The sequence below is a fragment of the Methylobacterium sp. A54F genome (assembly GCF_053346035.1).
On sequence record NZ_JBKFBF010000010.1, the window covers coordinates 131,837 to 151,287 of the forward strand.

Annotated in this window: 16 protein-coding genes and 2 pseudogenes; 12 read left to right on the forward strand and 6 right to left on the reverse strand. The window is 62.1% G+C overall.

Annotation, left to right across the window (positions count from 1 at the left end):
- Nucleotides 1–171 precede the first annotated feature (171 nt).
- Entirely contained in the window at nt 172–555 is a 384-nt protein-coding gene (locus ACLBXP_RS17480) for a hypothetical protein (RefSeq protein ID WP_447669025.1), read from the forward strand.
- A 148-nt stretch (nt 556–703) separates the two neighbouring features.
- On the opposite strand, the gene ACLBXP_RS17485 is transcribed toward ACLBXP_RS17480, so the two are convergent.
- Both ACLBXP_RS17485 and ACLBXP_RS17490 read right to left on the reverse strand, forming a co-directional pair.
- Entirely contained in the window at nt 704–862 is a 159-nt protein-coding gene (locus ACLBXP_RS17485; RefSeq protein WP_447669026.1) for a hypothetical protein, read from the reverse strand.
- A gap of 123 nt (nt 863–985) precedes the next feature.
- Nucleotides 986–1,867 (reverse strand): LysR family transcriptional regulator, encoded by an 882-nt coding sequence (locus tag ACLBXP_RS17490; protein ID WP_447669027.1) that lies wholly within the window; start codon nt 1,865–1,867, stop codon nt 986–988.
- Nucleotides 1,868–2,079: 212 nt separating this feature from the next.
- Between ACLBXP_RS17490 and ACLBXP_RS17495 the strand changes: the two genes are divergently transcribed.
- The 3 genes from ACLBXP_RS17495 to ACLBXP_RS17505 are packed head-to-tail and all read left to right on the forward strand — an operon-like array spanning nt 2,080 to nt 4,810.
- Nucleotides 2,080–3,390 carry a dicarboxylate/amino acid:cation symporter gene (locus ACLBXP_RS17495; RefSeq protein WP_447669028.1) on the forward strand — a complete coding sequence of 437 codons (1,311 nt, stop codon included), beginning with the start codon at nt 2,080–2,082 and terminating at the stop codon, nt 3,388–3,390.
- A gap of 53 nt (nt 3,391–3,443) precedes the next feature.
- Nucleotides 3,444–4,283: a bifunctional allantoicase/(S)-ureidoglycine aminohydrolase gene (locus ACLBXP_RS17500; RefSeq protein ID WP_447669029.1), complete on the forward strand. Its 840-nt coding sequence runs from the start codon at nt 3,444–3,446 to the stop codon at nt 4,281–4,283.
- A complete protein-coding gene (locus tag ACLBXP_RS17505; protein WP_447669030.1) occupies nt 4,280–4,810 on the forward strand; it encodes an ureidoglycolate lyase in 531 nt (176 codons plus the stop codon). The genes ACLBXP_RS17500 and ACLBXP_RS17505 overlap by 4 nt, the downstream gene beginning before the upstream one ends.
- 15 nt (nt 4,811–4,825) lie before the next feature.
- Here ACLBXP_RS17505 and ACLBXP_RS17510 read toward each other — a convergent pair.
- Together ACLBXP_RS17510 and ACLBXP_RS17515 are read right to left on the reverse strand one after the other, a co-directional pair.
- Nucleotides 4,826–5,321 (reverse strand): annotated as a pseudogene (locus ACLBXP_RS17510) (IS5 family transposase); the annotation flags it as partial.
- A gap of 181 nt (nt 5,322–5,502) precedes the next feature.
- Nucleotides 5,503–7,506: a hypothetical protein gene (locus ACLBXP_RS17515; protein WP_447669031.1), complete on the reverse strand. Its 2,004-nt coding sequence runs from the start codon at nt 7,504–7,506 to the stop codon at nt 5,503–5,505.
- Between the two features lie 681 nt (nt 7,507–8,187).
- On the opposite strand from ACLBXP_RS17515, the gene ACLBXP_RS17520 reads away from it, so the two are divergent.
- The gene (locus tag ACLBXP_RS17520) at nt 8,188–9,381 is read left to right on the forward strand and encodes a tyrosine-type recombinase/integrase (RefSeq protein ID WP_447669032.1); all 1,194 of its coding nucleotides are present in this window, start codon (nt 8,188–8,190) and stop codon (nt 9,379–9,381) included.
- A gap of 29 nt (nt 9,382–9,410) precedes the next feature.
- Nucleotides 9,411–10,427 carry a hypothetical protein gene (locus ACLBXP_RS17525; RefSeq protein ID WP_447669099.1) on the forward strand — a complete coding sequence of 339 codons (1,017 nt, stop codon included), beginning with the start codon at nt 9,411–9,413 and terminating at the stop codon, nt 10,425–10,427.
- 220 nt (nt 10,428–10,647) lie between these two features.
- Here the strand turns inward: ACLBXP_RS17525 and ACLBXP_RS17530 are convergent.
- Nucleotides 10,648–11,024, reverse strand: a pseudogene (locus ACLBXP_RS17530) (plasmid pRiA4b ORF-3 family protein); the annotation flags it as partial.
- 109 nt (nt 11,025–11,133) lie between these two features.
- Between ACLBXP_RS17530 and ACLBXP_RS17535 the strand changes: the two are divergent.
- The 4 genes from ACLBXP_RS17535 to ACLBXP_RS17550 all read left to right on the forward strand — a co-directional run bounded on the left by ACLBXP_RS17535 (nt 11,134) and on the right by ACLBXP_RS17550 (nt 16,131).
- Nucleotides 11,134–11,691, forward strand: coding sequence for a YrrC family ATP-dependent DNA helicase (locus ACLBXP_RS17535; protein WP_447669033.1), 558 nt, complete (start codon nt 11,134–11,136; stop codon nt 11,689–11,691).
- Nucleotides 11,692–11,748: 57 nt separating this feature from the next.
- Nucleotides 11,749–11,997, forward strand: a complete 249-nt coding sequence (locus ACLBXP_RS17540; protein ID WP_447669034.1) for a hypothetical protein — start codon at nt 11,749–11,751, stop codon at nt 11,995–11,997.
- A 156-nt stretch (nt 11,998–12,153) separates the two neighbouring features.
- Entirely contained in the window at nt 12,154–13,488 is a 1,335-nt protein-coding gene (locus ACLBXP_RS17545) for a hypothetical protein (RefSeq protein WP_447669035.1), read from the forward strand.
- A 423-nt stretch (nt 13,489–13,911) separates the two neighbouring features.
- Nucleotides 13,912–16,131 carry a hypothetical protein gene (locus tag ACLBXP_RS17550; RefSeq protein WP_447669036.1) on the forward strand — a complete coding sequence of 740 codons (2,220 nt, stop codon included), beginning with the start codon at nt 13,912–13,914 and terminating at the stop codon, nt 16,129–16,131.
- 261 nt (nt 16,132–16,392) lie between these two features.
- Here the strand turns inward: ACLBXP_RS17550 and ACLBXP_RS17555 are convergent, their stop codons facing one another.
- Entirely contained in the window at nt 16,393–17,100 is a 708-nt protein-coding gene (locus tag ACLBXP_RS17555) for a hypothetical protein (RefSeq protein WP_447669037.1), read from the reverse strand.
- Nucleotides 17,101–17,128: 28 nt separating this feature from the next.
- Here ACLBXP_RS17555 and ACLBXP_RS17560 point away from each other — a divergent pair, with 28 nt between their 5' ends.
- On the forward strand, nt 17,129–18,454 hold the full coding sequence (locus ACLBXP_RS17560; RefSeq protein ID WP_447669038.1) for an MBL fold metallo-hydrolase: 1,326 nt from the start codon (nt 17,129–17,131) through the stop codon (nt 18,452–18,454).
- A complete protein-coding gene (locus ACLBXP_RS17565; protein ID WP_447669039.1) occupies nt 18,451–19,407 on the forward strand; it encodes a hypothetical protein in 957 nt (318 codons plus the stop codon). The genes ACLBXP_RS17560 and ACLBXP_RS17565 overlap by 4 nt, the downstream gene beginning before the upstream one ends.
- The last annotated feature ends 44 nt before the right edge of the window (nt 19,408–19,451 follow it).

Below are 19,451 nucleotides of genomic sequence, written 5' to 3' on the forward strand. Positions count from 1 at the left end.
GTTGCATCGCAATATAGCCCGACAGCCGCCGAGGTTGCGTGAGAAGTGCCGCGGTCTGGCATGCGTCCGGCTCATGCGGGCGCGGCCTACGCCCGATGGATGAACCGCGCCGCGCGCGGGGGATGGCGTAGGCGTTGCAGGGGATTCCCCCCGTCAGACCAGATCCGATCGATGCCCAGACTCGCACGCCTCCTCGGTTGGCTGCTCCTCGCCGCCCTCGCCTACGTCACGGTCTGCCCGATCGGGCTGCGGCCGATCTCGAACGAGCCGCTCTGGCTCGAGCGGTCGGCCCCCTACGCGCTCCTCGCCGCCCTGTTCTGCATCGGCTACCCGCGGCACCGCCTGCAGGTCCTGGTCCTGACCGTCGCGGCGGCCGGCCTGCTCGAGGCCGCGCAGGCGCTGCAGCCGAGCCGGCATCCGGGCGTGCCGGACGCCCTCGTGAAGGCGGCCGGCGCCTGCGCCGGGTGGTCGGCCGCGCGCATCGCCCAGTCCCTCGGCCCGTCCCTCGTCCCGTTCCTGCCCCGCCCGGCCATCCGGTTCCTACAGCGAACGTGACCCGCCCCTACCACCATCGGCGGCATTGCCCGCACCCCCGCTGAGCCGCACCATCGACCGTGACGTTCGACAGCCCTCTGAACGTCAGAGCCGGCGAGGCGAGAGAGGGAGCTTGGCTCGCTCGCCTCGCCGGTCCTTTTCGGAATCATCAGTCCGCGAAGCCCTCCTCGAACGTTGCCGCCCGGCCGGCCCCGGTCCCGTAGGCGCCGCCCACCAGGGACGCGACGACGAGCGACGTGACGCACAACGCGACCGCCAGCGTGATCCGGATGGCCGCCACGAACCTCCGACTCTCACCGATCTGCATGGTTCACCTCCTGTCTCGTGACGGGAGGCGTATGCGCCGGTTCGCCGGCCGCGACCGTGACGCGGGTCACGCAGGGCCGCCGCGCGGCGCCGGCTCTGCGGCGCCCGCCTGCATCTCCGCGCGTCACGGAGCCTCGGCTCGGCCGTCCCGCACCAGGTCTATGAAGTTGCTGACCAGCGGGTTCTCCGTGCCGATCCTCAGGGCGTGGACGTCGGCCCGGATGGGGTCTCCGCCGATCTTCCTGTAGACCACCGCCCGGTGGGCCAGCCTGCTGACGAATTCCGGGATGATCGCGATGCCGAGCCCGGCGGCGACGAGGCTCGTCAGCGAGGCCGCCTCGACGACCTGATAGGTGATGCGCGGAGAGAAGCCTGCGTCGAAGCAGTGCTGCCAGAGATGCCTTGCGAAGAGGGAGTCCTCGAGCCGCAGGAACACGAACCTCTCGTCGCGGAGGTCCGCGAGCCTGATCCGCGTCCGCGCCAAGGCGTGGTCCCGGGGGAGGACGACACTGACGGACTCCCGCCAGGCGAGCTCGCCGATGATCTCGCCGTCCTGGGGCGGGCAGCGCAGGAAGCTGAGGTCGGTCTGCCCGGATTTCAGCGCCCTGACCTGCCGATCCGGCGACATCTCGTGAAGGCGCAGGTCGACGTCGGGATAGGCGAGGGCGAATCCCCTGATCGCCCCCCCGAGGGGGCCGGTCAGCATCGATCCCGTGAGCCCGATGTTGAGGATCCCGGCCGTTCCGCCGCCGATCGATCGCGCCCGCCTGACGGCTTCGTCGGCCCGCTCCAGGATCGCGAGCGCCTGCGCCAGGAAGTCCTCGCCGGCTCGCGTCAGGGCGACGCGCCGGGTCGTACGCGTGAACAGCGCGGTGCCGATCTCGCGCTCCAGGTCCCTGATCTGCTGGCTGAGCGGTGGCTGGGCGACGCCGAGGCTCTCGGCGGCCGCCGTGAAGCTGAGGTTTCGCGCGACGGCCACGAAGTAGCGCAGGTGCCGGATCTCCATGGGTTTTTCATATCAAAAACATATAAAACAAGACAGAAGAAATATTTGACGTCTAGATCGACCGGAACAATCGTGCAGAAGGCGACGCCGAGTGTTCGCCGCACTGCACAATGCCGCCAGCGCCGCAGAGGGCGTCCCGCGGCCGAGCCACCGACGCGCCAGGGCCGGGCGGTCGGACGAACGAGAGGCCCGATGGCATCCGGGAGGTTTCGATGAGGCGGTTCTTCGCATCGCTGTTCGGTCAGGTCGTTGCCGCCCTCGTCCTCGGCGTGGTCGTCGGCGTGGCCTGGCCGGACTTCGCGGTCACGCTCAAGCCCCTCGGCGATGCGTTCATCAAGCTCATCAAGATGGCGATCGCGCCGCTGGTGTTCGGCGTCGTCGTGCACGGCATCGTCGGCGCCGGCGACCTGAGGAAGGTCGGCCGCGTCGGGCTCAAGGCGCTGATCTACTTCGAGGTGGTGACGACCATCGCCCTCGCTCTCGGCATTCTGCTCGCCTACGCGTTCGGGCCCGGCCACGGCATGAACGTCGATCCGGCGAGCCTGGATGGGACGGCGCTCGCCGGCTACACCAGTCACGTCAAGGAGGTCACCGGCACCGTCGGCTTCCTCATGAAGCTCGTGCCGACCACCCTCGTCGACGCCTTCGCCAAGGGCGATATCCTGCAGGTCCTGATCATCGCGATCCTGTTCGGCTCGGGCCTCTCGCTCCTGGGCGACCGGGGCCGCCCGCTCGCCGACAGCCTGGAGCGCATCACCGAGGTCCTGTTCAAGATCATCGGCTTCATCGTGAGGCTCGCCCCGCTCGGCGTGCTGGGGGCGGTCGCGTTCACGGTGGGCAAGTACGGCGTCGGCTCCCTGAAGCAGCTCGGCATGCTGGTGGGCCTGTTCTACGCGGGCGTCGCGTTCTTCGTGCTCGTGGTGCTGGGCGCCATCATGCGCCTGGCCGGCTTCAGCATCCTCAAGTTCCTCGCCTACCTGCGGGAGGAGCTGACGGTCGTGGCCGGCACCGCCTCCTCGGACAGCGTGCTGCCGCAGGTGATGCGCAAACTGGAGCGGCTCGGCATCCGGGACTCGACCGTCGGGCTCGTGATCCCCACCGGATACTCGTTCAACCTCGACGCGTTCTCGCTCTATCTCACCCTCGCGACCGTCTTCATCGCCCAGGCGACCAACACGGACCTGTCCTTCGGCCACCTGCTGCTGATCCTCGGCGTCGCCCTGCTGACGTCGAAGGGGGCCCACGGCGTGCCGGGCTCGGCCATCGTCGTCCTCGCCGCCACCCTGTCGGCGGTTCCGGACATCCCGGTGATCGGGCTCGTCCTCCTGCTGTCGATCGATTGGTTCATCGGCATCGCCCGGGCGCTCGGCAACCTGATCGGCAATTGCGTGGCGACCGTGGTGATCGCGGCCTGGGAGGGCGACATCGACCGCGCGCAGGCCCACCGCGTCCTGAACGGCGAGGTGGCGACCGACACGGCCGAAATCCTCGAGGCGCCCGTCGCGGAGATCCGGTCCGCCTGAGCGCGGGCGGCCGCCCCATCCCACATCCCATTTCGGACCAGCGGAGAAGCACCATGAACGCATCGACCTACCACGCCGCATGCGGGGGATTGCCGGGACAGGGCGCGCTGATGACCGGCCGCGCGGTGTTCACGGAGGCCTACGCGGTCATCCCCAAGGGCGTGATGCGCGACATCGTCACGAGCCTGCTGCCGGGCTGGCACGGGACGCGGGCCTGGATCCTGGCGCGCCCCCTGTCGGGCTTCGCCGAGACCTTCGCGCAGTACCTGATGGAGGTCGCGCCCGGCGGCGGTAGCGAGCGGCCCGAGCCCGACGCGGGGGCCGAGGGCGTCCTGTTCGTGGTGGAGGGCGGCCCGAGCCTCGTCCTCGACGGCCGGACCCATGCCCTGCGTCCCGGCAGCTACGCCTACCTGCCGCCCGGCGCGGATTGGCGGCTGCGCAACGACGGCGCCGCGCCCGCGCGCTTCCACTGGGTCCGCAAGGCCTACGAACCCGCCCCGGGCCTCGAGGTGCCGGAGGCCTTCGTCACGCACGAGGCCGAGATCGAGCCGGCCGGCATGGCCGGCTGCGACGGGGCCTGGGCGACGACCCGCTTCGTCGCGTCCGACGACCTGCGCCACGACATGCACGTCAACATCGTCACGCTGCAGCCCGGCGCCACGATCCCCTTCGAGGAGACGCACGTGATGGAGCACGGCCTGTTCGTGCTGGAGGGCAAGGCGGCCTACCGCCTCAACCGCGACTGGGTCGAGGTCGAGGCCGGCGACTTCATGTGGCTGCGCGCCTACTGCCCGCAGGCCTGCTACGCGGGCGGCCCCGGTCGCTTCCGCTACCTGCTCTACAAGGACGTGAACCGCCATCCGGCCCTCGCGCCGCGCGGGGCCGCCCGGTGAGCGGCGCGCCCGGGAGTCCGTTCGCCGACCGGTCCCTCACCGCCCAGCCGCTGACGGCCGAGGCCTTCGCGCCGTTCGGCGCGGTGATCGACCGGGCGGGGGCCGCACCGCGCCCGATGAACGCCGGCATGGCGCGCCGCTTCCACGACCTCGCCTCGGTCGAGATCGACGGTCCGGACGGGCGCGTGGTGATCGGGCTGGTGGAGGCGGAGCCCTACGCGCTGCCGCTGAGCCTGAGCCTCGTCGAGCGCCATCCCCTCGGGGCGCAGGCGTTCGTGCCGCTGACCGGGGCGCCGTTCCTGGTCGTGGTCTGCCCGGACGAGGGCGGCCGGCCGGGCCGGCCATGCGCCTTCGTGACGGAGCCCCACCAGGGCGTCTGCTACGCCCGGGGCACCTGGCACGGCGTGCTGACGCCGTTCGGCGCGGCCCAGAGCTTCGTGGTGATCGACCGGGGCGGGCCGGGGGTGAATCTGGAGGAGCACGTCTTCGAGACGCCCTGGACCATCCACGTCCCGGGCGCGCCCTGACGACCGAGCCGGTCCGGGCAGGCGTTCGAGCCGCAGCTCACCGGCCTTGCCGTCGGCGGCCTGTCCGCCGGTCAGCAGGAAGGCGAGCGGGCGGCAGAAGCGGTCGGTGAGGGCGTGGATCTTGGTCGTACGCCCGCCCCGCGAGCGGCCGACGGCCTGACTTTGCTCCCCCCTTCGCCACCGGCAGCGCAGCGGTGCGCCTTCACCGCGGTGGAGTCGATCAGCACCTGGGAGGGCGGTCCGCCGGCCTGGGCCAGCGTCTCGAACAGCCCGACCCAAACCCCCTGGCTGCCCAGTGCACGAATCGGTTGTAGAGCGTCGTCTTCGGCCCGTAGGCATCCCGCGGCGCGTCTGTCCAGCGCCCACCGGACTTGAGCACATGGACGATGCCGCTGATCACCCGCCGGTCGTCCACGCGCGCCTTGCCCCGCGTGTCGGTGGGCAGGTGCGGCGCGATCTTCGCAAACTGCTCGTCCGCCAGCCAGAACTGGTCCCTCGGCCCCTCCCGCAGGAGCCGTGAATCACACCCGAGCCGGCCACGCCACCTTCATGGGTCCAGACGCTAGAAAGCAGTTCGCGACGCTACACACAGCAGCAGAATACCCAACCTGGGCCTGATCGCTCGCCTCCTTGACGCGCACCAGCCGCGCAGTCCGTCGCAATTTGCAGCGGACTGCGCGGCAAGGCCTATGCTACTCGAAGGTGCCATCGCCTAAGGGTGCACGACCCTCCAGCGCTCCGAACTGCAGGAAGTGACCCAAGGGATTTGCGCCTGCGGTCCGCACATCCCCATTCCCCGCCAAATAGTTCGTGGTGTCGAACAGTCCTGACGGATCCCGGCCCTCCTTCCAGCCGTACGTGTCGTAGTGCAGCAGCGGATCCACGCCGGCACCCTTCACATCCGTATATGCGTTCAGGTAGCCAGCAACGTCGAATAAGGCGTTCGGACTGCGGCCCTCGCGCCAGCCGTAGGTCTCGTAGTGTCGATAGGCAGCCTCTGCGGCATCAGCCACGGTGCGGCTAGCCTGCACGCTACGTCCGACATCGGGGTTGCTCAGCAAGTAGTATTCCGCGTCGAAGCTGCCGTGGATGATGCTGCTCGCACTGCCGATCGCGGATGAGATCTCGCGTCCCTCGGCGCGCCCGTATTGTAGGTAATGGAACAGGGGATCGATGCCTGCGGCCCTCACATCCGGGTTCCGGGCAAGGTAGAGCTCGTTGTCGAAACCCGCTGCCGGGTCTCTTCCCTCTCGCCATCCAGACTGATCGTAGTGGGCGAGCGGATTGATGTTGGCAGCTGCGACGTCAGGATTGGCGAAGCGATACGCGTTCGTATCGAACAGCTCGTCCGGATTGCGTCCCTCCTTCCACCCATACTGATCGTAGTGCACGTCTGGGTCGACGCCGGCCGCTGCTACGTCGGGGTAGCGGTTCTTGTAGAAGGCGTCGTTGACGAGCGGCATACCGTCCGGATCGCTCGTCACAGCGGCCAATTGGTAGGTCCGCGTGAGCACGTCGCTCTGCCCCGAGCTGTAGCTTGTCTGAACCAGCGCGACCGAACCGTTGAGGAGGGCCGCTGACAACTGAGAGTTGATCGTATTCCCAGTTCCGTTTGGTGCGCCGGCAGGATTGGATGCCGAAACCAGACCCAGCATTTGGCCATCAGGAGAAAACAGCTCCGAGACTTCACTGTTGAGCAGAAGCCCTCCCGAATACTCCCCAGCATACCTATCATAGTTGGCCAATATGTTGCCATCGGCCGCGACTGATAAGTTAATGTCTCCGACTGGCCGCCTGCTGAAGTTAAATCCGCTCAGTCCACCGGGCCCAATCGCGCGCTCATCAGTCAATGTACCAAATGACGAAATTGTCCTAAATACAAACTGGTCGGCATAAATGCTCTGACTGCTGCGATAGGCAATTGCAACTTGATTGTCCGGCAAAGTCGTCGCGGAAATTGGAGTAATTTGCCCATTCGACAATGTGATGAGTTGGGTTTTTGACTTGCCGTCGCGATCGAATATCTGCACGCCGGCGAGGCCATATTTGTAAGATCCACTAAGGCCGAGCAGCGACGCGGTCTGTCCTACGCTAGCCAGTGTGAACCCGCCGTCGCCTAGTGGAGATACCGCGAGATCTGTAAAGCCGCCGGTATCATACGAGATCGTGGAGCTGAGCTGGAGGGGGCCGGTAAGCACCGCTCCGTCCGGCGAAAGGATGCTTCCGACAAGTCTGCTGCCGGTAGGGCCCCATCCGGTTGCCCAGGCCACGAGGAGACGTCCATCGGACAAGGCTGTTATCGTCGGCAGTCTCGGAAGCAAGTCGCTCGCATCCGGCTGGGCATTCAGCGTAGTCGCACCTGCTCGCGGTGCACCATCGGCGCCGAAAAGGCGTACGTTCAGGCTGGCTTGCGGATTGCTGTCGGAAGCGGGCCGCAGCAGAGCGACAGCGAAGCCGCCGGATGGCAGAGCCGTTACCGAACTCTGATCTCCGGGCCCGATGAGGATATCTCCGGAAGTAGGCTTCCCGGTTGCACCGTAGACCCGCGCGTGGGTTGACGAAGAGCCGGACGTTGGCGTGTCCGCCCACGTGACGACGTACCCTCCCGTTGCAAGCGCTGTAATGTCGGAAGCAGTTTGATTGCCGGCTGGATCGCGGCTTGTGATCAGGGCGGCAGTTGGGAGGTAGGGAGGCACGCAGGTTCCTCTAAGCTAAGGCAACAGCATCTCGTAAAGCTGGCCGTCGGTCCACCAACCCTAAGTCGAAAAGTATACCAACCTCAATCTTGCGATAGTCGAACGTCTACGAAAAGTTGCATCAAAATCACAGGCAAGCTGCTTCGCGGTTGCTGATTTAGCCTATCCCGTAGCAGTTCATGGCAGCTCGGTCGACGGTGATCCCAGCCAGGGCTCGATAAGCCCAGTGCGTGGTCCCGGCCATGGCGTTGGGTGCCGCTGGCTAAGCCGAGTGCCCACTGCGTCATCAGGGCGCGCGAGACAGGCTGATCGAACAGGGGCAGCGCCTGCGAGCAATCGAGCGTGCCGACGCCGGCGATGTTGCCACCCTCGGCTCGCGCCGCGCCAGCTACGAGGCAAGCGCAGAGCGCCGGCGTCACGGCGGCGCGCTTTGTGTGAGACGGCTCCGTGAGACGCACCAGCCGTGTCGGATTAAGTGGTTGATTTTGCTGGCGCGCCCTACGGGAATCGAACCCGTGTTTTCGCCGTGAAAGGGCTGGTCTAAGTTGTCCGATAGCGTCCTAGGGCGTCCAGCTATCACATTGTCTTCGTTGAATTTTTAGGCGCGTGCCCGCTTGGCACGTCCAGCGTCGTGCGGTACGAAATGGGTACGTCGGCAGGACACAAACTGGACACGAGACAATGCCCCGCAGCGCCCGTGCCGCCAAGCTCGAAACCCGTACTAGCCGGCTCAAGCTGCCGGTAGCGGGCAAGCCGGTGTTCGTGCGCGTGATCCCCGGCGTCTCGCTTGGCTACCGTCGAACCGCGACTGCTGGCTCATGGGTCGTGCGTGTTGCCAACGGGGCCAGTGGCACATGGACGAAACGCATCGCGACCGCCGACGATCTCTCGGACAGCGATGGCGAGACCGTCCTGACGTTCTGGGAAGCGCAGGATCGCGCGAAGGCGGGAGCGCAGGGCGAGCACGCCAGCAGTAAGCGCGGAACCCCGCTCACGGTCGAGCGCGCGGCGGAAGCCTACTGGACCAGTCTCGAGGCGCGCAGCAGCCGCACGGCCTATGATGCTCGCCTCCGGCTGAAGCGCATCTTCCTGCCGCGCTTCGGCGCGAGCCGCATTGAGGATCTGACCCGCCGCCAGTTGGAGGCATGGCGCGACGGCCTCGTGCGTAAGGACGGCGATGCCGAGCGGCGGCGGCGCAGCCAGGACACGGCCAACCGCGTGCTTAGTATCGTGAAGGCTTGCCTCAACCACGCCGTCGGGGACCCCGCGAACCGACTCTCCGACGACAGCGCGTGGCGGCTCGTGCGGCCCTTCCAGGGCGTGGCCCGGGCGCGCGAAGTGCATTTCACCGTGCCCGAGATGCTGCGCCTGCTCGATGCGGCGAACAGCGCGGCCTTTCGCGACCTCCTCACGGCTGGTTTCCTTACCGGCGCGCGTTACGGGGAACTTTGCGCCTGCGAGGTGCGCCACTTCGATCTCGCTCGCGAGACGCTGTACGTCCCGCGCGGCAAGACCGGCCCGCGCACCGTCATCCTCCAACCCGAAGCTGCCGCCTTCTTCGCACGAGTTGCTGGGACGCGCGGTAAGAATGAGCCGCTCCTTAAGCGGCCGGACGGCGAAGGCTGGAAACCGAGCGATCAGCAGCGCCCGATGAAGGAGGCCATTGCGAAGGCTGGGCTTGATCCCGAGGGCACATTCTATGCCCTGCGTCACTCCTACATCTCACGAGCCATCGAGGCGGGTATGCCGCTGACCGTGCTGGCAGAGAACTGCGGGACGAGCGTGCGGATGATCGAGAAGACCTATGCCAAGGTGCTGGCCGACAAGCGGCGCGAGTTCATCGTGATGGCTGCGCCTCGGCTTTTCGCTGCTTAACGGCATTTCTGAATCGGATGAGGCAAATTTTGGCGGACTATGATCGTACCCGCGAAGCGACTGTCGCCGAACTTCGCGTTGTAACAAGGAGATTACAGCGTAGTTTGCTTGTTACTTTCAAGTACCGCCTTGTAAGCCAAGCTCAAGCTGCGCCTGTTGAGAGGGGATACGCTGTTTGGGCTAAAAACGGGGAAAAAGGACCGCAGCCCGACGTGGATGTGGCGTCATTCCGGGCTGCAATCTACAATCAAGCAGCCGCCGCACGTCAACTCGATGCATTCATTCGAGTTTCAAGCGTGGTGGCATATGAGTTGTGTCAGGCAGCCATTCGTGGGTTCGAGGCTAGAGAGATAACGGTACCGTACATGTCTTTGCGAGGCTTGATCGAGCGAACGGCTCATGCGGCAGCTCTCGCCAATGCAATAAGATCGCTAACAGAAGCGTTGCCGTCGCCAGATGGGCCGAATCTACCTCTCCTAAATGTAGCAGACAAGATCGGCAAAGCGCTCTACGGGACAAAGATTGACTGGCAGAAGCTGCGCGAGGTCGGTTTTGGTGAGAGTAAAGAATCTGTTGCTTATGTTCATAAGGACATGACAATGGACGTCTCGGCACGAAGCATTCTCAGTGCTATCGACAAATTGGACAAAAAAATTCCGGGCCTGCGGATTTCTTACGATACATTATGTGAGTATCTGCATCCAAACGTCGGCGATTTGTATTCAGCGACAGCAAGATCTTATTCTTTGCTTGACGGCTATGGCACTCGCCACATAATTAGAGAGCTCGGATTAGGGCCGAAAGATTTATCGACAGCTCCCGACCTTGAGCATGTGATGTCTGGCGTCCTCGCAGTCTGCTGCGAGATGCTCCGCGAGTTGCCAGATGCGATTGATGAATTGCAGACAACATCCTGGGCTGCAAACATCTTTGCAATGAAATATGCACATCGGATCCGTAAGCTTTATCGGCACTATTTTCAAAAAAATGATTTTTGCCCATGCCTATCTGGACTTCGAGTTCGCGATTGCAAGCGAATAACTTAATGGCTGGCCGCTCGACCGAGCGTCCGGCACCGGGCCAGCTTGCTGAGTGCAGCGACGATCTCAGCCTCGCTGATGTCGTCGGGATCGAAGGGATTGCCGTGCCACGCTTGCATGGCCTTATGCTCGCGGTGACGCGAATGTGTGAGCGCTCGGACGAACTCGTCACACCCGGCACTCCGCCAACATCCTCGGGCGGGGCACGTCGCGCGCCGGATAAGAAGCGGGGGTAATCCGCTGCCGAATCAGCCGCCACCACGGCCTCGACCACGACCTCGTGCCGCCAGTCGTCGTCGAAGTCGTAGGTGTAGCCGAATCGCCTGATCCCGCGCTTGACTAGCGTGGCGAGGCGCATCGTCCTCTCGGAGCGGATCGGGTCGATGCTGTCCCACTCAGGGTCCGGTACGCCGTATCGCACCTCGCCGACCTCGAAGAGGTGGAGTGGTAGCCCTCCCACAAGAACGCCGCCTGGATCACGTCGTGCAGGGCCTTGAGCGTCGCGGTGAGGGGCACCTCGACCTGCCGCCAAATGGCTGGCTCGATGCCCTCCAGGCTGATGCGTAGCCGGGCGATTTGCTCGGCTTTGACCAACTCGGTCATGGTGGCCACCCACAGCAGAGGATGCTCTGCCTGATTGATCCTCCGATCCCCATATCGGATCAATCGTCTGAGGCTCGCCTAAGCCTCGGGCCTCGATGCTGCTGCCCCCGTGAACGCCCGGCTGCCGAAGGAGACGCTCGCCGGTACGGTCGAGCGGGTGACCTTCCACAACGCCGACAACGGCTTCTGCGTGCTGAAGGTGCAGGCACGGGGCAAGCGTGACCTCGTGCCGGTCATCGGCCATGCCCCAGCCATCGGAGCGGGTGAGTGGGTGGTCGCCACCGGCCTCTGGTTCACCGACCGGCAACACGGCCTTCGATTCAAGGCCGAGACGCTGAAGGTTACGCCGCCGACCGGAGCTGAGGGCATCGAGAAGTATCTTGCCTCCGGCTACATGCGCGGCATCGGTGCGGCTATGGCCAAGCGGATCGTGGCGATGTTCGGCGAGGCCACCTTCGAGATCATCGAGGCTGAGCCCGACCGCCTGAAAGAGGTCGCGGGCATCGGTCCGACCCGCGCCGCTCGCATCGTCTCCGGCTGGGCCGAACAGAAAGCCGTGCGGGAGATCATGCTGTTCCTGCACGCCCACGGCGTCGGCACGGCGACGGCACGGCGCGGGCGGTGTGGATCTTCGCGACCTACGATCACCAAGCTATCAAGGTCATGAGGGAAGATCCTTACCGGCCCGCGCGCAACACGCAACATCCGAGGCATCGGGTTAAAGATGGCGAATACCATCGCGATGCGGCTCGGGCTTGTCACCAACGCAACCCAATGCCTGCGGGCGGGGGCGTCCTATGCCCTGCTGACCGTTACCGACGAGGGCCACTGCGCGCTTCCGGTCTTCGCCCTCGTCGCGCTGGCCGTCGAAGTCGTGGACGTTGAAAGCAGTGTGATCCGCACGACATTGGTGAAGGTGCTGGGCGAGGGCGAGGTCGTCCAGCGATTAGCGAACTTTCAAGGTCCGAGATGAGCATTTTGCGATCACATAAAAGCCACTATTGCAGAATTCGGCGGACAACGCTACTGTCTCTTCAGCATCTTACAACGAGGCCGAAATCGATAATCAGATTAGCCGCATGTCCGGTTTACGGCTCAAGGATTTGGTTCGAACCAAAGGGAGGTTGTATTGAAAAAGTTTCTCTTTCTATTTTTGGCAACAATGCTTTGTTTTCCGCTGATGGCGAAAGCAGAGTGTTCCAGTTCGCAAATTGTGAGCCTCGCGTCAGCAGGGTTTAGCAAGGAAGAAATAAAGAGAATTTGCGGCGAGGGAATAACCACCGCAAATCCAGTCACGATAGTTTTAAGAAACGAACTTATTGAATATGTTCTGAATTCTGTTGGGGACGTAAGATCGGACATTGATCTTGGCGATACCGGACGGGTCTCGGGCTTGGAGTTTAAAATTTGCGAGCCGACGAGTGTCGATAAGGCTAGAGTACTAGTCGTTGCGGCATTAGATACATCTGAGACACGTAAGCCGTCGCATTCAAAAGGAATATTTGCGGACAATGACTGCAGCGCGCCCTTATCTGCGACAGCGGATCGAATTGTGGCCACAGCAGATCCTTCAAGATGGGTTCCTATTGCGGCACAGCAAATATTTATATCCGAAATAATTGTAGAAGCGGGTAGTGCTGGTCTAATTGGAAGAATTTCCAAAATAGACTATCCAAATTCTAGCAGCATAAATTCAGAAAGCAGAGCACGTATTTTGTCTTCTATCAAGGCTAAGGACGATATTGTATTCCGTACGCACGCACTAAGAGTGCCACTATTTGTCGGAAAATCAGACTACAAAATTGTCCCAGCAGGCGAAAATGCGTTTGTTGAAGTGAAATTCTTCAAATCGTACGTTGGTGTGGTCACAGCCCTGAAGGAAGCTTCTATCAAGTCACAGAGTAAGGAAAGGCTCGAAGCCCTCAGCGCCAAGTTAAACTCTGTCGCAAATGCCAACATTGCTGTTCTCGTCCCGATTGCGGAAGCTAACGAGCTTGTACAGTCGTATCTGAAATACGTGGCGATTTCAGTGCCGACAACCCCTTTGATCGGAGATCTCGTGTTCAAAAAACTGGGTGTAGGAGTGGCGGCAAACAATCTAGTAATTAACGGTAGTTTCTTGGACTCCCAGACGAACGCATATGACTTTGCTGTACAGCTGAACGGTAAAGACCTGCTGTTCAAAAGCGCAGAAATCAGTCCCGTTTCGGTGGTTTGTAATCCCGAAAACATAGCGAGTTATGCCGCTTGTATCCTAAGGAACTCGGCGAAGGTGGAAATATCAAAATCCATAAGCCAAATGATGACATTGTTTGGGACTGGAAAAAGGTTTATACCTGACACGCACGAAGCTCCGGTCTCCTTAAACGACATCCAGTTAAACTTGAAGATTGCAGTCATTGAGCAAGAGCTTCAGCAAGAGAATGTACAGGGTGTGGGCCACATAGGCGTTGAGAGTCGCTGACGGTATTACTAGCACTACGAGTCTCGATCATGCTTGCATGGCATCGGAATGCCGCACTGAGTCGAAAACGAAATGCTAGTTTCCGATAACTAAAGAGTACGTGCTCGTATATGTTGCCGCGATGACATTGAGAGGATGAGACATGGCAGCTCTCGGGAAGATTACCGCCTTGACTGTAATGTTTGCAATAAGCATTACACAATATGGCTGTGCAACCTGTCAGATCAAGCCCGATCCGCCCGTGCCGATCTCTCCGGGTTGATATGAACCGCGGAAGCCACGATGACGGGCAGATATAAAAGGTTGGCCAGCCATGCCGAAGAAAGTCAGTGATTACGAGCGTATTTAGGCATTAAACTCGGCCCTAACTTCGTTCATGGTTTTGATAAAGTCCCTTTGGGCCTGTGTACGGGGAGCTTGAACATGCGTTGCCTGATAATCGCTATCGTCCTCGGCACTAATCTTGCATTAACCAACATGGCCTTAAGTGATGTTGCTTCGGATGCGTTGCTAAGTAAGATCAATTCGTTATTTAAACCGGCCAGCATACTTCGACCCCAGTGGGAAGCGATAGATGCTGCCGAAATGGCCCTCACAAAAATCACGAAACCGTCGATTGCGCTCTCTTTAGACCCCGCGCCAGTTACGAGTGCGGCAGAGCGCGAGGTCCTTCAAGCGCTTCCTCAACTTTCGAAAATACGAATAAAATTTGGAAGACAGGTTGCTGAGATCGATGCTAAATTCGATTTAATGAGCGACGAAGGAAATATCAAAGTATCAGGGACTGTCTTGGGATACATGTCTGTTCGGCCCGTTCCTGACGCCTTTGTCATAGGTCCAGTATTCAAACAAGTAAGACTCACGAAAGCAGAAATCAGAGGCGTAGCCGATCTTGATGCTGCCACATCTGCAACGAATGATTTGCTAGATAAGTTCATTGATGGGCTGAACCGAATAATAATAAATGGGCCTGAACTCCGTATACCAGTGCGGATGTCGCTGTCTGAAACTCTCAACATTTCAGACTTGGCTGCAAGGACTGATCCCTCAACGAGGCTAAAGACAGAGGGCGAAATCAGCGCGTATTTGCACGTACATCAACTCTCCCTACTGATCGACTCAACGAAAATCGAAATCCTGGTTGAAGCACGCGCCGGACAGGGAACTTATGGACCTGCCTTCCCGTCCGCCGCGCCAGCTGATCTCTCCAAATCGAAGCTTGATGATAAGTTCAAAGCCTTTCGCGAAAGTTTCAGATCCAAGTCTGATATATTATATAAACAAAGAGACTCCGACGGTAATACTTGGATAGCTGTAAGTAAAGCTACAATATCAGAACTAGTTAATTATACATTTGATGATGTAAGACTTTGCATAGGGCAGCAAAATTTTCAACAGGACGTACAAATTCCAAGCCACGACATTGAGCCGTTTGCTGACCAGCCTGTCCTTGACTGTTCTCCGACACGCACATGCGGTGTGGCATCGCAGTGCTCTCGAAATGAAGATACCCGAAACTGCAGTGGATGTTTAGCTCGTCGATTCTGGGATGGCGGCTGTATTCAGGAGGGGAATGACCCGTTTTGCGAGGCTCAGAAAGCTCTCCAAAACACCGGGTACGCAGTCGCTTACAATACCTGTCTTGGGAAGGAGGCTGCTGCAAAATTTGACTGTGAGCGTCTCAAGGTGATGGAGAAAGCCGGATGCGAAGCAAACAAAGAATGGCTGTCTCGTGTCCAAAAGATTGGAGCTATAGGCAGTGTCTCCGGAGACATGTCAGTAAAGGGTGAATATCAACTCTGTCTCAGAAATATAAAATCTTCACCTGCGCTCGACCGATATTCGTTCTCCGCGGAGATATCTGCTGACATGACTCTTTTGGGGAATTTCCAGTTCGTGCCGAAAGATCTTGGGCACCTTCTTGCTTGCGTCGCGCAATGGACCGAGGGTTTCAACGCGCACACGAAGATACCGCGTCAGATTATAAATATTTCCGGAAGAGTTTCTTACGATAATAGCAACAAGGGCTTGATTTCGAACATAACAACCGATGAATTTCAGGTTTCAGCGGATGTTGACCCTCCGCCATTTGATGCCGTCTTCGGTCAAAATCCCCACTTATATGTAAATTGCTTACCCGCAGCTGCGCTAAAGTTAGTTAATGTTAGCGCAAGATTATTCCGGCAAGACGATATAAATCAGTATTTTGGGAAAAATATTAGACAAAAAATTGATAGTCAGGCGTTCTCTTTCGGTATTGCAACGCGTAGTGTTGTGGTTGGCGATAAGGTTTATACTGGCTCTGCGCGTTCGTACGATGGCTCACTGGTTTACCAACTGTCTATGAATTCGGACGTAGCTAAAATCCCTAAAACTTTGATTGTCGCTGGTTACAATGGGACAACGTACGTGAACGGAGTTTTTCAGAAACAACCATCCGGGAAGTGGTCCGAAAAGAATGATCAAGGATCAACTGAGTTTATTTTCAATCCAGTGTCAGAAAGCGCAGGTAGAATACTGCTTCGCGATGAGAGCAGAAAGATGTTGCTAGACATTGACACCGTTTCGAAGAGGATGCGGTGGAAAACAGCGGAGACAAACGATTGGGTGCCCTTGTATAATGTTGTAGCAGCTTTCCGCTAAGGCATCCATTTGGTGCCCTTACTCTCGGCAATCCTCCGCCATTCACGGTGTGGTCGAGGCGTGCAAATTGGATTCCGTGTTGTGCACATCGGGGTATACCCCCGCTTGACGTCACGGCTGCTCCGACGGGCTGCGTCACGTTCGGGTGAAAACTGGGCGATGTGACGGTCGTGCAGGCAAGCCTAAACCCTGATGTGCCGCTGAACCATGCCCGAGCGATGCTGGCCGACAGACGTATCATCGCGGCAGGGTGAAGTCGGCTCAGGGACTGACGTCGAGCGCGATCACGCGATGGCCGGCGATCTCCGCGAGCGGCACGTTGGCCGTGAGGTACTCCTCGACCCGCTCCCTCGTGAGCGGGTCCGTTGCCCAGCCGTCGCCAGTGAAGTGCTGGTTTAGCCCGAGGGTGTGCCACAGAAAAACGCGGGCGTTCGCCGCCGTATCGGAGCACGCCTCGTAGCGCGCGACACTCATATGGTCGGGATGCCCGGCATCGTCCTTGACCGCCCCCGACACGAGCGCCGGGTTGATCTTGGCGACGAGCGCTTGGTCGCGGATCGCATCCCGCCAGCGCAGGAGCTTGCGAGCAACCTCCGGGTAGACCACCTCGACCATCGCGAAGACGCCGGCCCAGTCTGCGCGCGCGCACTCCGACTGCGGCAGAACAACGAGCCGCCAGCCCATGCCCTCGACGACCTTCTCGCGCAGCCACGCCGCGTCCTTACCGATTCCGAGCACGATCTTCGCCCCGCTGCGGCCGATCATGCTGCGCAGCCCCGCCGGCCCTGTCACCCATGCCAGCCGTCGCCCGCTTGCGAAGGCCAGCATCGTGAACTCCGCCTCGCTCTTACCCCGCACTACACGGCCGCACACGCCGGCGAGCGCGCCGGGCACAGGCCGCCCGCCCTCGAACAGGGCGACGTAAGCTGTGGGATCGACCGTGACTGCCGCACCGACCCGTTGGCTCATGTCCGCCCTCCCATGCTAAAGCTTGGCCGTGCAACCCTACCGTGAACCTGCCTCTGCGCCCAGCGCCGCCTCGGCCACCTTCCGCGCCTGCGTCCATCGGGGCACGCGCGAGATCGGCGGCACCTGCGTCGAGTTGGCCTGCGCGGGCGAGCGGCTTCTCCTCGACCTCGGCCTGCCCCTCGATACCGACCCGACCGCCAACGCTGCCCTCCTGCTGCCGGCGGTGGCGGGCCTGCACGGAGCGGATGCGAGCCTGCGGGCGGTCGTTGTCTCGCACGGCCACGCCGATCACTGGGGCTTGCTACCCTACGCCCGGCCCGGCGTACCCGTAATCGCCGGCGCGGCCACGACGCGTATCCTGCGCGCGGCCTCGCCCTTCGTGCCGCGCGCCTTGCCGCCGGCCTTCCTCGATGAGAGCGGCCCCGTGCTTGAGGACGGCGTAGCGCTCGACCTCGGCCCCTTCCGCATCACGCCCTTCCTCGTGGACCACTCGGCCTACGATGCCTACGCGCTCCTCGTGGAGGCCGGCGGGCGGCGGTTGTTGTACTCCGGCGACCTGCGCGCCCACGGCCGCAAGGGCGCGCTCTTCGAGCGCCTACTGCGCGACCCGCCGTGCGGCGTGGACGCGATGCTGATGGAGGGATCGAGCCTCGGTCGCCTCGCCCCTGACCAGCGCTTCCCGAGCGAGAGCGAGATCGAGGCGGCCCTCGTCGAGCGCTTGCGCGCGCCGGGCCTTGTCGCAGCCTGCGCTTCGGCCCAGAACATCGACCGCGTCGTCACCCTCTACCGCGCGGCCAAGCGCACCGGGCGCACCCTCGTCCTCGACCTCTACGCGCTCGAAGTGCTGCGGGCGACGCAGAACCCGAACATCCCGGCTGCGGGTTGGCCGAACCTCGCCGTCTACGTGCCGCAGTACCAGCGCCGGCATATCGCCCGCACGCGGCGCTTCGACCTCCTAGCCCCTTTTAAGCCGCATCGCATCTACCCCGAGGGATTGGCTGCCCTTGCTCCGCGTGCCGTCATGCTCTTCCGCCCCGCGATGCTGACCGACCTGGACGCTCTCGGGGCCGAGGTCTGGACCGGCGCACGGGCGATCTTCTCGCAGTGGGACGGCTACCTCAAGGATGGGGCGGGGTCCGGTGCGAAGCTGCGCGCCGACTTCGCGGCACGCGAGGTCGGCTTCGAGGTAGTCCATACCTCGGGCCACGCCAGTATCGCGGACCTCAAGCGGCTCGTGGAGGCGGTGCGGCCCGGCGCGCTCGTGCCCGTGCATACCTTTGCGGGCGACCGCTTCGCGGAGCATTTCGGGGCAAGCGTCGTGAGACGCGGTGATGGGGAATGGTGGGCGGTATGAGCATGTCGGTCGCGCCGTTTCGACGTCGTCTGCCGGATGGGGCCTTGGCGTACCTGCGCACCCTGCCGGACTGGTGGCGCGACGTGCTCGCCTTGCGCTTCGAGGAACGACCGGGCGTACAGCAGCCCCTCCTCATCGCGATACGCGACGGCTACCTCAACGTCTACGCGCAGGGCCAGTCCGTGCTGAAGGTCGGATTCGACACGCGGCGCGGCGGCGAGGCCCGGCTGCGCTGCCGCATCCACCGCAAGTACGTGCGTGGGCCGCAGGCCGGGGATGGCTACGACCTCTTCGACGGCGAGAAGGTCACGGGGGGCGACGATGGCGCGGTGATCGCGACCTACGCAGGGCCGGACACGCTGCGTGGTTGGGTGGAGGCGGCACGGGGCTACGCCGGCGACGAGAAGAAGGGGGTGGCGGTGATCGCAGCCAGCCACCCCGAGGTCATCGACGTTGAGATGGCCTTGCCGGCGAACGCACCCGTCGCAGGTGAGGCGAAGGTCGCCAACCGCATGGATATCGTCGCGCTCGAGGAGCACGAGGGCGTGCGGCTCGCCTTCTACGAGGCGAAGCTGTTCGCGAACCCGGAACTGCGCGCCGACGATCTCAAGCCGCGCGTGCTGGGCCAGCTCCGGCGCTACCGCGACTACGTCTCGGCTCCGGATCGCCACGCCGAGGTGATCGCGGCTTACCGGAACGCCTGCACGGTGCTCGCCGAGATCTCCGCGATGCGGGGGACGGAGCCCGCGCCCCTCGTGCGTGCCGTTGCCGAGGATACCCCGCTCAGCCTAGATCCCGAGCCCCGGCTCGTCGTGTTCGGGCACGAGACGGCGCAGGTTGTCCCCGGCTCCTCATGGGACCGTCATGCCGCTGCGTTTCGGGACGGTGGCATCGCGCTCCTGCTGGGAGCCAAGCCGCACGACATCGCCCTGCACGCGCTGGGAGGGCCTTGACGCTGCCTATTGCGGGTGTGGTGTGTGGGGTGGGCCTACCACCC